Source organism: Microbacterium immunditiarum, assembly GCF_013409785.1.
Taxonomy (GTDB): Bacteria; Actinomycetota; Actinomycetes; order Actinomycetales; family Microbacteriaceae; genus Microbacterium; species Microbacterium immunditiarum.
On the sequence record NZ_JACCBV010000001.1, the window covers coordinates 1,378,135 to 1,391,057 of the forward strand.

The following is a 12,923-nucleotide window of genomic DNA, read 5'->3' on the forward strand; positions in this document are numbered from 1 at the left end:
CGCATCCGTCACAGCACGCGACCGAGGAACATGCGATGACGACGCCGACCATCGAAGAACCAGACACGGCCGAAGCGCCGAGACCCACCAAGCGGGCCCGCCGGGCCGCTCGCATCGCGGAAGCCGCGTCGGGCGGATGGAAGGTCCTCCTGTTCAAGGTCATCGCGCTCGGCATCATCGACGCGATGGCGCTCTATGCGATCCTCGTGCTCGTCCAGAGCGACCAGTGGGTCATCGCGGGCGTCGTGCTCGCCGTCACCGCGTTCGCGAACTGGATCTACTTCAGCCGCGGCCATCTGCCCGCGAAGTACCTCATCCCCGGTCTCATCTTCCTGTTCGTCTTCCAGATCTTCGCGGCGGGCTACACCGGCTACGTCGCGTTCACCAACTACGGCACGGGCCACAACAGCACGAAGGAGAGCGCGATCAACGCGCTCATGCTGTCGGCGCAGGAGCGCGTACCCGACTCGCCGGCCTACGAGCTGACGATCGTCGAGCAGCTGGGTGAGCTGTCGTTCCTCGTCACAGATCCCGACGGCGACGTCCGCCTCGGCGGTGAGGAGCGCCCTCTCGAGCCGGTCGACAACGCCGAGATGGACGGCGGCAAGGCTGTCGGCGTCCCCGGCTACAACACGCTTTCGTTCGCGCAGATCGTCGCCGACCAGCAGCGCATCGCGGACATGTCGGTGCCCATCAGCGACGATCCCAACGACGGCGCGCTGCGCACGCCCGACGGATCGGTCGCGTACGCGTACGTGTCGAAGCTCGTCTACGACGAGGCCGCCGACACGATGACCGATACGCGCACGGGTGTCGTCTACTCCGACAACGGCACGGGCGCGTTCACCGCCCCCGACGGCACCGAGCTGCTGCCCGGCTGGCAGATCTTCGTCGGCTTCGACAACTTCACCCGGGCATTCACCGAGGAGTCGATCCGCGCGCCGTTCTTCTCGGTCCTGACCTGGACCTTCGTGTTCGCGTTCCTGTCGGTGTTCCTGTGCTTCGCCGCGGGGCTCTTCCTCGCCATCGTCTTCAACGATCCGCGCATGAAGTCCAAGCGGTACTACCGCGTGATCATGATCCTCCCGTACGCGTTCCCGGGCTTCCTGTCGGCGCTCGTGTGGGCGGGCATGATGAACCAGGAGTTCGGCTTCATCAACGTCGTCCTCTTCGGCGGTGCCGACATCCCGTGGCTCACCAACGAGTGGCTCGCCAAGTTCAGCATCCTGCTCGTCAACCTGTGGCTCGGCTTCCCGTACATGTTCCTCATCTGCACGGGCGCTCTGCAGGCGATCCCCGACGAGCTGCAGGAGGCCGCGCGCGTCGACGGCGCGTCGGCGTGGCAGGTCTTCCGCAACATCAAGCTGCCGCTGCTGTTCGTCGCAGTCGCTCCGCTGCTGATCGCCTCGTTCGCGTACAACTTCAACAACTTCGTGCTGATCTACATGCTGACCGGTGGTGGCCCGCGCGATGTGAGCGCTGGCGTGAACGTCGGCGCGACCGACATCCTCATCTCGATGGTCTACAAGGTCGCGTTCGTCGGCTCGACCGCCGACTACGGCCTGGCGAGCGCCTTCTCGATCATCATCTTCCTGCTGGTGGGCACGATCTCGGTGATCGCCTTCCGGCGCACCAAGGCCCTGGAGGAGCTGGTCTGACATGAGCGATCTCAAGCCCGGAGCCCCCGCAGCGCGCAGTCTGCTCGACACCGTCGCGGCGGCCGACGACGAGCTCACGACCGCGACCCCGTCGACGGCCACGGGCGGCGGCGTCCGCGGCGAGGGCAAGCTGCCCCGCCGCACCTTCAAGCGATACTTCCGCGAGACCGGCTGGCGCCACCTCGTGGGCATCGGCGTCGCGATCTTCGCGATCTTCCCGCTGCTCTACATCTTCTCGGCGTCGCTCAACCCCGGCGGCACGCTGCTCACCGCGAACGCGCTGTTCTCGAACTTCAACTTCGAGAGCTACGCCGACCTGTTCAACAGCCCGCGGCATCCGTATGGGGCCTGGTTCATCAACACCCTCGTGATCGGCCTCATCACCGCGGCCGGCACGGTGATCCTCGGCGCGCTCGCGGCGTACTCGTTCTCGCGCATGCGCTTCACAGGACGCCGCTTCGGCCTGACGACCCTGCTCGTCGTGCAGATGTTCCCGCAGATGCTCGCCGCGGTCGCGATCTTCCTCCTCATGGTGGCGATCGGCGACATCTTCCCGGCGCTCGGCCTCAACACCCAGATCGGCCTGATCATGGTGTACCTCGGCGGCGCGCTCGGAGTGAACACGTACCTCATGTACGGCTTCTTCAACACCGTGCCGTCGTCGATCGACGAGGCCGCGAAGATCGACGGTGCCGGCCACGCGCGCATCTTCTTCACGATCATCCTGCGATTGGTCGCCCCGATCCTCGCGGTCGTGGGTCTGCTGTCGTTCATCGGGACGGCGAGCGAGTTCATGCTCGCGAGCGTCATCCTCATCGACCCCGAGAAGCAGACGCTCGCAGTCGGCCTGTACAAGTTCGTGTCGGACGAGTTCTCGAAGAACTGGAGCATCTTCGCGGCGGGCGCGGTGCTCGCGGCGATCCTTCCGGTCGCGCTGTTCCTCGCGCTGCAGCGGTACATCGTCGGCGGGCTGACGGCCGGAAGCGTGAAATAGCGGATGCCTCGCCCGGCGCGCCTCGCGGGCGCATCCGTCGTCGCGCTCGCGCTCGGGCTCGCCGGGTGCAGTGCCACGCCGTCGACGCCTGAGTCGGCAGCGCCCGACGTCGGTGTGCAGCTCTTCCAGCTGCCGTGGACGTCGATCGCCGAGGAGTGCGAGACGACCCTCGGCCCGAACGGCTTCGCGTGGGTGCTGACGTCTCCGCCGAACGAGCACATCGCGCGCGACGAGTGGTGGGCCTCGTACCAACCCGTGAGCTACGAGCTCGAGACGCGCCTGGGCACGCGCGACGAGTTCGCCGACATGGTCGCGCGGTGCGACGCAGCCGGCGTCGACGTGATCGCGGATGCCGTCATCAACCACATGACGGGCCAGGACGCGCCCGGCGCGGGATGGGCGGGCACGCCGTACGAGCACTACGAGTACCCCGGCCTGTACACCGCCGGCGACTTCCATCGCTGCGGCCTCACGTCGAACGACGACATTCAGGATTACGACTCCCGCGAGCAGGTGCAGACGTGCGAGCTCGTGAACCTCGCCGACCTCGACACGTCGAGTGAGACGGTCCGCGGCACGATCGTCGCCTACCTCGAAGACCTGCTGTCGCTCGGTGTCGCGGGGTTCCGCATCGACGCCGCGAAGCACATGACCGCCGAGGACGTCGAGGCGATCGTCGGAGCGCTCCCCGAGGACACGCGCATCGTGAGCGAGGTCATCCGCGGCGGCGGGGAGCCGATCGTGCCGGAGGAGTACGCGGAGTTCGGCGAGGTCTTCGAGTTCACGTACGCGCGCGATCTCGCGCCGCCGCTCGAGAGCGGCGTCTTCAGCGATCCCGAGCTCGAGGGCGACCGGCCTCTGCACGTGCCCGCCGGCGGCGCGATCGTGTTCGTCGACAACCACGACACCGAGCGCGGCGAAGCCGACGTGACCTATCGCGACGGCCCGCTCTACGTCATCGCGAACGCGCTCATGCTCGCCGACGACTACGGCACGCCGGTCGTGTACTCCGGGTACGCGTACAGCGACCGCGACGCGGGGGCGCCGACCGACGCCGACGGCCGTGTGCTCGGCGCGAGCTGCGCCGGCGTGTCCGGTCCCGTCGAGGATTACGACGACGGGGACCGTACGTGCGTCCACGCGTGGACCGCGATCGTCGGCATGCTCGAGTTCCGCGCGTTCGCCGGCGACGCTCCAAGGCTCGCAGGCGTCGACGAGGGCGACGCGTACGGCTTCGAGCGCGAGGGCCGCGGTGTCGTGGCGGTCAATGTCGGAGCGGAGCCCGCGACGGTCACGATCCCCACGTCCTTGCCTGCAGGGGAGTACCGCGACGTCATAACGGGCGCGACCCGCACCGTCGCCGACGGGAGAGTCGTGTTCGACCTCGAGCCGCTCGGGGTGGCCGCCATCCACATCGGCGCCCCGACGGCCGGAATATAATCGACCCGCACAACTGAACAACAACACAACTGAACAACAATCTGAGGGCTCTGTCACGGCGCGACCGTGCAACCACGTCGCTTCCATCGGCGGCGCTGCCGCCTTGTCTCGAAAGGCTCGCCCGTGACCACCCTCATGCCGCACCACGACGGTTCGCCCCTGTACGTCTCGAACCTGGCACCCGACCTCGGCGAGACCGTGACCGTGCGCCTCCGTGTGCCCGCCGGCTACGGCCCGCTCTCGGCCGTCCGCACGCGCTCGAACCCCGACCATGAACCGGAATGGACGGATGCCGCGCCGCTCGGCTCGGCCGACGGGTGGGAGTGGTGGGAGGCATCCGTCACCGTCCGCAACCGCCGCCACGGCTACCGCTGGCTGCTCGTGCACGAGGACGGCACGGTGGAGTGGCTCAACCAGACCGGCCTGCACACGATCGAGACGCTCGACGCCGAGGACTTCGCCCTCGTCGCGCACCCCGCACCGCCCGCGTGGCTGTTCGACAGCGTGATGTACCAGATCTTCCCCGACCGCTTCGCCCGCTCGGCGCAGGCCGACCAGCGCCCGATGCCCGACTGGGCGATCCTCGCGAAGTGGGACGACCCCGTCGACCCGGTCCTGCCGGGCCGATCCCACCAGTTCTACGGCGGGGACCTCGACGGCATCGTCGAGCGCCTCGACCACCTCGTCGAGCTCGGCGTGAATCTGCTGTACCTCACGCCGGTGTTCCCGGCGGCGTCGAACCACCGCTACGACGCATCGAGCTTCGATCGCGTCGACCCGCTGCTCGGGGGTGATGAGGCTCTCGTGCGTCTCGTCGAGGCGGCGCATGCGCGCGGCATCCGTGTCATCGGAGACCTCACGAGCAACCACTCCGGCGACCGCCACGAGTGGTTCCAGGCGGCCCTCGGGCACCCGGGGGCGCCCGAGGGGGACTTCTACTACTTCACGAACGACGACAACACCGAGTACGAGTCGTGGCTCGGCACCCCGACGCTGCCGAAGTTCAACTGGGCGTCGGAGGAGCTGCGACGCCGATTCATCGCGGGCCCCGACTCGGTCGTCGCGAAATGGCTCAAGCCGCCGTTCCACTCCGACGGCTGGCGCATCGACGTCGCGAACATGACGGGCCGCCTCGGCGACATCGACCTCAACGCGGAGGTGCGGCAGCTGCTGCGCCGGACGATGGAGGAGATCAACCCCGACACGATCCTCCTCGCCGAGTCGACGAACGACGCCGCGACCGACCTGCAGGGCGACGGCTGGCACGGGGCGATGACGTATCCGTCGTTCACGCGGCCGCTGTGGGGATGGCTGTGCGAACCGACGGGCGAGCCGTACCTCACGGCCGAGGGCGAGCTGCGCTCGGACCCATGGTTCTTCGGGCAGCCGATCGGCGGCATGCCCCGCTACACCGCGAAGCAGTTCGCCGACGCGGTCGTGCGGTTCACGGGGTCGATCCCGTGGCGCGTGCGCCTCGGCAACATGCAAGCGCTCGACACGCACGACACCGGCCGCTTCGCGACTCACGCCGCTGCAGGCACAGTCCCGGTCGCGGTCGGGCTCTCGATGACGCTGCCCGGCGTGCCGGTGCTGTTCGCCGGCGACGAGTACGGCCTCGAGGGCGTAGACGGCGAGATGAGCCGCACCCCGATGCCGTGGGGCACGGAAGAAGAACCGGATGCCGCGGCCCGCCTCGCCCTGTATCGCGACCTCATCCGCCTGCGGCGCGAGCACCCGGTGCTCGGCACGGGCGGCCTGCGGTGGGTGCACGTCGACGACGCGGCGCTCGCGTTCGTGCGCGAGTCGGCCGACGAGACGGTCCTGGTGATCGCGTCGCGCGGCGATCTCGACGTGTCGCTGCCGGCGGGCGCGCTGCCGGATGCGGATGCCGCCGAGGCGCTGTTCGGCGAGGCGACGCTCGCTGTCGCCGATGACGGCTCGGTGCTGCTGTCGGCCGAGGGGCCGGCGTTCGCCGTGTGGGCGCTTCCCGGCGTCGTGGTGCCGTGATGGTGAGTCCGGAGCGGTTCGAGGCGCTGAGCGCCGGACTCGCGGAGGGCGTGCGCGCACGCGACGGTCTCATCGGGCTCGTGCTGCTCGGATCGGCGTCGGATGAGGCATCCGCCCGTCGCGACGAGTGGTCCGATCACGACTTCTTCGCGATCGTCGAGGACGGTCGGGGCGCGCAGGTTCGCCCCGACCTGTCGTGGCTGCCCGATCGGGAGCACATCGTGCTCACGGCGCGTGAGGGCGAGATCGGCTTCGTCGCGGTGTACGACGACGGGCACGTGTTCGAGTTCGCCTTCTCGGAGGCGGGCGAGCTCGCGGGCGCGGCCGCCGGCGACGCGACGGTGGTCGTCGACGACGAGCGCGGCACCACGACCGAGCTCATCGAACGAGCGCGAGCCCGCGCCGATGCCGCCGATCGCTTCGACCCCGCGAACGACGCGCGGCTCGTGCTCGTGAAGCTTCTCATCGGCGTCGGACGCGTGCGTCGTGGCGAGGTGCTCAACGGCGGCCAGCTCATCCGGCAGTGGGCGGTGCAGCACCTCGTGCGGGCGATCCGGGGCAGGTTCGCCGCGGCATCCGGACCCCTTCGCGACACGATCGACCCGGTGCGGCGGTTCGAGCGGGACTTCCCGGAGTGGGGTGTGCGCATCACGGCGGCGCTCGAGCGTCCGGCGGAGGAGGCCGCACGTGAGCTGTTCGCGTTCACGCGCGAGGTGCTCGAACCGGGGTGGGATGATTTCCCGTCGCGGGCGGCGGATGCGGTGGCGAAGCGACTGCGCTGGGAGAAGTTGTCCACAGGCTATTGACGACAGGTGACGCCGGGTATCGGCATCCGTCACACTGAGTCCCATGGGATCAGCGTTGACCACCATCGGATTGCCCGTCGCCCTCGGCATCATCATGTTCGGCCTGGGCCTGAGTCTGACTCCGGGCGACTTCGCCCGGGTCGTCAAGCAGCCGAAGGCGGTGATCATCGCGCTCGTGTGCCAGCTCATCCTGCTTCCCGCGATCTGCTTAGGCCTCGTGCTGCTGTTCCAGCTCCCGCCCGTGCTCGCCGTCGGCATGATGATGCTCGCCGCCTCGCCCGGCGGCACCACCGCAAACCTCTACAGTCACCTGTTCCGAGGTGACGTCGCCCTCAACATCTCGCTCACCGCCGTCAACTCGGTCATCGCGGTCGTGACTCTGCCGATCATCACGAACCTCGCGATCGCGTACTTCAACCCGTTCGACGACCAGCTCGGACTGCAGTGGTCCAAGGCGCTCGAGGTGTTCGCGATCGTGCTGCTGCCGGTCGCGCTCGGAATGGTGGTGCGCCACTTCTGGCCGAAGTTCGCGAAGGCGATGGACAAGCCCGTGCGCATCGCGTCGATCATCATCCTCATCGTCGTGATCGCCGGCGCGGTCGCCTCGAACTGGGATCTGCTCGTCGCCAACTTCGGACGACTCGCGGCCATCACCGTCGTCTTCTGCCTCATCAGCCTCGCGGTCGGGTACTGGGCGCCGCGGGTGTTCCGGATCGGCAGGCGCCAGTCGATCGCGTCGTCGTTCGAGATCGGCATCCACAACGCGACGCTCGCGATCGTCATCGCGCAGTCCGTGCTCGGGTCGACCGAGCTCAGCCTGCCGGCCGCCGTCTACGGCGTGCTGATGTTCTTCATCGCGTTCGGCTTCGGCTTCATCATCCGCGAGCGGGAGACGACCGATGCCGAGGCCGAGACCGAGCCCGAAGAGACGGCGGCCTCGACGACCTAGACTGTGTCGGGACGGCGAGGAGGTTCTATGCGCCCGCTGACCGAAGACGACGTCGTGGCTTCTTTCGTGAATGCGGCTCCCGACGAGCTCCGGCTCATCGCTCTGCCGCCGGATTTCATGCTCACCGATTGGGATCACCTCGACTTCCTGGCGTGGCGTGATCCCCGCACGCGAAGTCGCGGGTACGTGATCGCCGAGGTCGACGGAGAGCCCACGGGCGTCGTGCTGAGGGCGGCGGAGGGTTCGTCGCGAGCCCGTTCGGCGATGTGCAACCTGTGCCACACCATGCAGCCCGGCGATCAGGTGTCGCTGTTCACGGCCCGCAAGGCAGGCCCCGCCGGGCGCCACGGCGACAGCGTCGGCACCTACATGTGCGCCGATCTGTCGTGCCATGAGACCGTGCGTCTCGCGGCGCCGCTCGCGCCGAGCGAGGTCCGGGCGAGCGTCGATCGCCGCATAGACGGAACGCGGGAGCGCACCGAGGCGTTCGTCGAGCGTGTGCTCGAGGGGAGCGCCGCATGACCGAGCGCGTCGTCCTCATCGGCGACGCGCTCATCGACGAACTCCGCGACGACCACGGAGTGCGCGAGTTCGTCGGCGGCGCCGCTCTCAACGTGGCGGTGGGGCTCGCACGCCTCGGCGTGCCGACGACTCTCATCGCGATGGTGGGCGATGACGAGCCGGGCTCGCGCATCCGCACGTACCTCTCGGACTATGGCGTGGAGCTCATCGCGACGCCGTCGCTGCTCGGATCGTCGCGCGCCGTCAGCACGCGCACGGGTGGGGGAGAGCCGGTCTACGTGTTCAACGAGGCGGCGAAGGCGCGGCGCATCCGCTTCGGCGATCAGGAGCGCGCGGCGATCGCGGCTGCCCCGCTCGTCGCGGTCAGCTGCTTCCCGTTCGACGACGCCGAGCAGACGGAGGAGCTGGCTCTTGCCCTGGCCGGCGCCCGCGTGGCAATCGACCCCAACCCCCGCAGCGACCTCATGCACGATCGCGACGAGTTCGTGCGCGGCTTCGAGCGCCTCGCAGCCCGCTCGGCCCTCGTGAAGATCGGAGTCGACGACGCGGAGCTGCTCTACGGCGAGCCCATCGACGCGGTGACCCCGCGACTCATCGATCTCGGCGCAGGTGCGGTGTTCGCCACGGAGGGTGCCTCTGGCGCGACGATCGAGACGGCGACGGATGCCGCGACCCGCCCCATCTCGGACCTGCCCGGTCGCATCGTCGACACGATGGGCGCCGGCGACGCCGCGTTCGCCTCCGTGCTCTCCGCACTGGTGTCGGGCTGGCCCGAAGACGCCGACGCGTGGGGGACGGTGCTCGAGAACGCGATGGACGTCGCGGCCGCGACGTGCCGGTTCGAGGGGGCGCTGCTGCGCCTGCCGTCGGCGCTCGTCGGACCCGATCTGGACCGCCTCGGGACCTGATCCACCGGTCATCCGCCGCCGATTTCGAGCACTCCGTCCGAACAGGTAGGATTGTTGATCGCGCCTCCGGTCGACTGTACAAGCCGGGCGGGTGCGCACCCGGCGAGTTACCCAAGCGGCCAAAGGGATCTGACTGTAAATCAGCTGGCATAGCCTTCGGGGGTTCGAATCCCTCACTCGCCACCCAACGAATCAGGGGCTCCGCGCAAGCGGGGCCCCTGATTCGTTTGCGCTCTCAGACGCCCGCGATGACCCGCCGCACCGCCTCGACCACATTCCCGATGGTGATGCCGCGGCGCTCGAGCACCGCTGCGCCGGGGCCGGACTCGCCGAAGTCCTCGACCGAGACGACGGCGCCGTCGAGGCCGACCCACTTGTACCAGCCGGCACCCCTCCCGGCTTCGACGACGACGCGCGCGCGAAGCGACGATGGCAGCACCTCGGCCCGGTAATCGGCAGGCTCGCGCTCGAACCACGTCTCGCACGGCATCGAGACGACCCGCACTTGGACGCCCTCGTCGGCCAGGTGCTTCGCGGCCTCGATCGCGAGGGACAGCTCGCTCCCGGTCGCGAGGATCGCGGCATCCGCCCCTCTTCCGTTCATCCACGCGACATACGCGCCTCGCGCAATCAGGTCGGGATCGGGGGGCGCGCCGGCGGGCGCCACGGGCACTCCCTGACGCGAGAGCACCAGGGCCGTCGGGTGCATGCGGTCGTGCACGAGCCGCCGCCATACGCCGACGACCTCGTGCGCGTCGGCCGGACGCACGACGTCGAGATGCGGCACGGTGCGCAGCGACGCGATCTGCTCCACGGGCTGGTGCGTCGGCCCGTCCTCGCCGACCGCGACCGAGTCGTGCGTGTACACGTACACGACCGGCTGCCGCATGAGCGCCGCCAAGCGGATCGACGGGCGCTGGTAATCGCTGAACGCGAGGTAGGTCGAGCCGAACGGCCGCCACAGTCCATGCACGGCGATGCCGGTGAGGATCGCGGCCATCGCGTGCTCGCGCACGCCGAACCGGATGAAGTCGCCTCCCGGGTGCGCCGCGTCGACACCCGTGCCGGGAACGGCGACGCTCGTCGAGTCGGAGAGGTCGGCCGAGCCGCCCCACAGCACGCCCTGCGGCGCAAGCGCGTTAAGCACCCTCCCGTTGGTCGCGCGGGTGGCGACGGATGCCCCGGGCTCCGGGATCCCGGCGGAGACGGTGTCCAGCTCGCGCGCCAGGGCCTCGGGGTCGCCGCCGCGTGAGAGCACGCGCCGTCGCGAGGACTCGGCGCGGTGCGTGCGTTCCCACTCCGCGAAGCGGATGAGCCACTCCTCGCGCATGCGTGCACCGCGATCGAGCGCCTGGCGCGTGTGGGCGAGGACCTCGTCGGGGATGAGGTCCTCGAGACCCGCATCGGGCGGGAACCGCAGGATGCGCTTCACCTCGGCGACGTCGTCGACGCCGAAGGCCCCCGCGTGCGCGGCTGCGGTCCCCGCCCGCGCGGGCGAGGGGAAGCCGATTGTCGTGCGGATGGCGACGAACGTGGGGCGCCCGGTGCGCTCGCGCGCTTCGCGCAGCACTCCTTCCACGGCGTCGAGGTCGAGCGGGTCGTCGATCTCGAGCACACGCCACCCGTAGGCGCGGTAGCGCGCACGCACGTCCTCCGTGAAGGCGAGGTCGGTGGGACCGTCGATCGTGATGCGGTTGTCGTCCCACAGCATCACCAGGTTGTCGAGGCCGAGCGTGCCGGCGAGGCTGCTCGCCTCGCCGGAGATGCCCTCTTCGAGGCATCCGTCGCCGGCGATCACCCACACCGTCGGGTCGAACAGTCCCGTGCCGGCGCCGTGCAGCGCCTCGTCGCGTCGGGACGCGAGGCTCATGCCGACGGCGCTCGCGACGCCCTGCCCGAGCGGGCCGGTCGACAGCTCGATGCCCGGCGTGTGGCCGAGCTCGGGGTGACCGGGTGTTCGTGAGTCCAGCCCGCGGCTGCGCTCGAGGTCCGAAGGCTCGAGGCCGTAGCCCGTGAGCAGCAGCTGCACGTACAGCAGCAGCGACGCGTGCCCGGCCGACAGGATCACGCGGTCGCGGCCCTCCCACGACGGATCCGCCGGGTCGTGGCGCAGCACGCGCGAGTACAGCACGTGCGCCACGGGCGCGAGCGCCATCGCGGTGCCGGCGTGCCCGTGGCCCTTGGCCTGGACGACGTGCGCGGGGAGCGCGATCGCCGTCTCGACCGCGCGCACCTGGGCGGGATCGGGCGACCGCACGATGGAGGCGCGGTCGTCGGAGAGAAGCTCGTCATTGCGCATCATCCCACTTTGGGATAGGTCTATACAAAAGTCAACGTGACGGCGTGGTCGTCCGATGGCGGCGAAAGGGGAGACGGATGCTGCCGACCGGCCCAGGAGCGGTGCTCGAGCTCATCCGCACGGGGCGCGCCACGACACGTGGCGAGCTCATCGCGCACCTGGGGTGGTCGCGCGTCACGCTCGGCCGGAGGCTCGACGAACTGTTGGGCGCGGGGCTCATCGTCAGCGGCGGGCAGCTCGACTCGTCCGGCGGGCGCCCGCCTGAGCGGCTCGCCGTGAACAAGGATGCGGGGGTGCTGCTCGCGCTCGACATCGGCGGCTCGCACACCCGCATCGCGCTCACCGACCTCGTCTCGAACGTGATCGAGGAGGACGAGGCGGATGTCGGGAACGAGGACGGCCCCGACGACATCTTCGAGTGGGCGCTCCAGGTGGGCGACTTCCTCCTCGCGCGGGTCGGCCGCACGCGTGCCGACGTGCGCGGGATCGGCATCGGCGTGCCGGGTCCCGTCGACCCCCGCACGGGCGAGCTCGGCGCGGGGCAGCCCGACCGGCGGTGGGAGGACGTGCGCGTCTCGCGATACTTCGACGGCTTCGACGCGGTCTTCGCCCTCGACCGGGACGTGAACGTCCACGCGGTCGCGGAGAGCCGCATCGGGTGGCCGACGTACGGCGACCTCGTCGTCGTGAAGGCGGGGATCGGCCTGAGCTGCGCGATCGTGTCGAGCGGCCGGATCGTGCGCGGAGCGCGCGGGGGAGCGGGGCAGCTGAGCGCACCGCGCACGGGCGGCATCGATCAGCCGCTGCGCGAGCTCCAGGTCACCGCGAGCGGAGCGGTCGTGCGCGACCGCCTCGCACGGGACGGGATCGCAGCTCGCACGAGCGCCGAGATCGTGGCGCTCGCGCAGTCCGGCGACCGGACGACCGAGGAGGCGCTCGTCGAGATGGGCGCGAGCCTCGGCTCCGCGCTCGCGGATGTCGTCGGGATCCTCAATCCCGAGGCGGTCATCATCGGCGGGAACCTCGCCGACGCGGGCGATCGGTTCCTCAGCGCGATCCGCGCGGAGCTGCTCGGAACCGCGCTTCCCTACGCTCGGCGGGGCCTGGTCATCGAGAAGAGCCGGCTCGGCGATCGCGCCGGAGTGCGTGGAGCGGCGCTCATCGCGCAGGACGCGCTGTTCGACGCGGACCGGGTCGACCGCCTCGTGGCCGCGGGCGCGGACGGCGCGGGCGGCGCGGGAGTGGGGGAACTCTAGTGGCCGCATCCGCTTTCGTCCAATACTGTTCAAAAGTCCGGCGAGCGTATATGGTGACGACCACGGGGCGCCCGCCCCGGCTCG

At 69.8% G+C, this 12,923-nt stretch carries 10 protein-coding genes and 1 tRNA gene; 10 read left to right on the plus strand and 1 reads right to left on the minus strand.

Features of this window, described 5'->3' with window-relative positions:
- Positions 1 to 35: 35 nt before the first annotated feature.
- The 9 genes from BJ991_RS06165 (at position 36) to BJ991_RS06205 (ending at position 9,467) form a co-directional block, all read left to right on the plus strand.
- The gene (locus BJ991_RS06165; protein WP_179488389.1) at positions 36 to 1,658 is read left to right on the plus strand and encodes an ABC transporter permease subunit; all 1,623 of its coding nucleotides are present in this window, start codon (positions 36 to 38) and stop codon (positions 1,656 to 1,658) included.
- 1 nt (position 1,659) lies between these two features.
- Complete coding sequence (locus BJ991_RS06170) at positions 1,660 to 2,652, plus strand: sugar ABC transporter permease (RefSeq protein ID WP_179488390.1); 993 nt, start codon at positions 1,660 to 1,662, stop codon at positions 2,650 to 2,652.
- Positions 2,653 to 2,655: 3 nt separating this feature from the next.
- On the plus strand, positions 2,656 to 4,092 hold the full coding sequence (locus BJ991_RS06175) for an alpha-amylase (RefSeq protein ID WP_179488391.1): 1,437 nt from the start codon (positions 2,656 to 2,658) through the stop codon (positions 4,090 to 4,092).
- A 123-nt stretch (positions 4,093 to 4,215) separates the two neighbouring features.
- Positions 4,216 to 6,099, plus strand: coding sequence for an alpha-amylase family glycosyl hydrolase (locus BJ991_RS06180; protein ID WP_179488392.1), 1,884 nt, complete (start codon positions 4,216 to 4,218; stop codon positions 6,097 to 6,099).
- Entirely contained in the window at positions 6,099 to 6,905 is an 807-nt protein-coding gene (locus BJ991_RS06185) for a hypothetical protein (RefSeq protein ID WP_179488393.1), read from the plus strand. Before BJ991_RS06180 ends, BJ991_RS06185 begins: the two co-directional genes overlap by 1 nt.
- Before the next feature lie 55 nt (positions 6,906 to 6,960).
- Positions 6,961 to 7,854, plus strand: coding sequence for a bile acid:sodium symporter family protein (locus BJ991_RS06190; RefSeq protein ID WP_246301044.1), 894 nt, complete (start codon positions 6,961 to 6,963; stop codon positions 7,852 to 7,854).
- A gap of 27 nt (positions 7,855 to 7,881) precedes the next feature.
- Entirely contained in the window at positions 7,882 to 8,376 is a 495-nt protein-coding gene (locus tag BJ991_RS06195) for an FBP domain-containing protein (RefSeq protein ID WP_179488395.1), read from the plus strand.
- On the plus strand, positions 8,373 to 9,284 hold the full coding sequence (locus BJ991_RS06200; protein ID WP_179488397.1) for a PfkB family carbohydrate kinase: 912 nt from the start codon (positions 8,373 to 8,375) through the stop codon (positions 9,282 to 9,284). The genes BJ991_RS06195 and BJ991_RS06200 overlap by 4 nt, the downstream gene beginning before the upstream one ends.
- A gap of 101 nt (positions 9,285 to 9,385) precedes the next feature.
- Positions 9,386 to 9,467 (plus strand) — tRNA-Tyr (locus BJ991_RS06205).
- Between the two features lie 52 nt (positions 9,468 to 9,519).
- On the opposite strand, the gene BJ991_RS06210 is transcribed toward BJ991_RS06205, so the two are convergent.
- Positions 9,520 to 11,586, minus strand: coding sequence for a transketolase family protein (locus BJ991_RS06210; protein WP_246301046.1), 2,067 nt, complete (start codon positions 11,584 to 11,586; stop codon positions 9,520 to 9,522).
- A gap of 74 nt (positions 11,587 to 11,660) precedes the next feature.
- On the opposite strand from BJ991_RS06210, the gene BJ991_RS06215 reads away from it, so the two are divergent.
- Entirely contained in the window at positions 11,661 to 12,839 is a 1,179-nt protein-coding gene (locus BJ991_RS06215; protein ID WP_179488401.1) for an ROK family transcriptional regulator, read from the plus strand.
- Positions 12,840 to 12,923 lie beyond the last annotated feature (84 nt).

What these genes read in the sequence shown, in the direction of transcription:
- BJ991_RS06165 (WP_179488389.1), top strand. Translation starts at nt 36, where the DNA reads ATGACGACGCCGACCATCGAAGAACCAGACACGGCCGAAGCGCCGAGA.
- BJ991_RS06170 (WP_179488390.1), top strand. Translation starts at nt 1,660, where the DNA reads ATGAGCGATCTCAAGCCCGGAGCCCCCGCAGCGCGCAGTCTGCTCGAC.
- BJ991_RS06175 (WP_179488391.1), top strand. Translation starts at nt 2,656, where the DNA reads ATGCCTCGCCCGGCGCGCCTCGCGGGCGCATCCGTCGTCGCGCTCGCG.
- BJ991_RS06185 (WP_179488393.1), top strand. Translation starts at nt 6,099, where the DNA reads ATGGTGAGTCCGGAGCGGTTCGAGGCGCTGAGCGCCGGACTCGCGGAG.
- BJ991_RS06195 (WP_179488395.1), top strand. Translation starts at nt 7,882, where the DNA reads ATGCGCCCGCTGACCGAAGACGACGTCGTGGCTTCTTTCGTGAATGCG.
- BJ991_RS06200 (WP_179488397.1), top strand. Translation starts at nt 8,373, where the DNA reads ATGACCGAGCGCGTCGTCCTCATCGGCGACGCGCTCATCGACGAACTC.
- BJ991_RS06210 (WP_246301046.1), bottom strand. Translation starts at nt 11,586, where the DNA reads ATGATGCGCAATGACGAGCTTCTCTCCGACGACCGCGCCTCCATCGTG.
- BJ991_RS06215 (WP_179488401.1), top strand. Translation starts at nt 11,661, where the DNA reads ATGCTGCCGACCGGCCCAGGAGCGGTGCTCGAGCTCATCCGCACGGGG.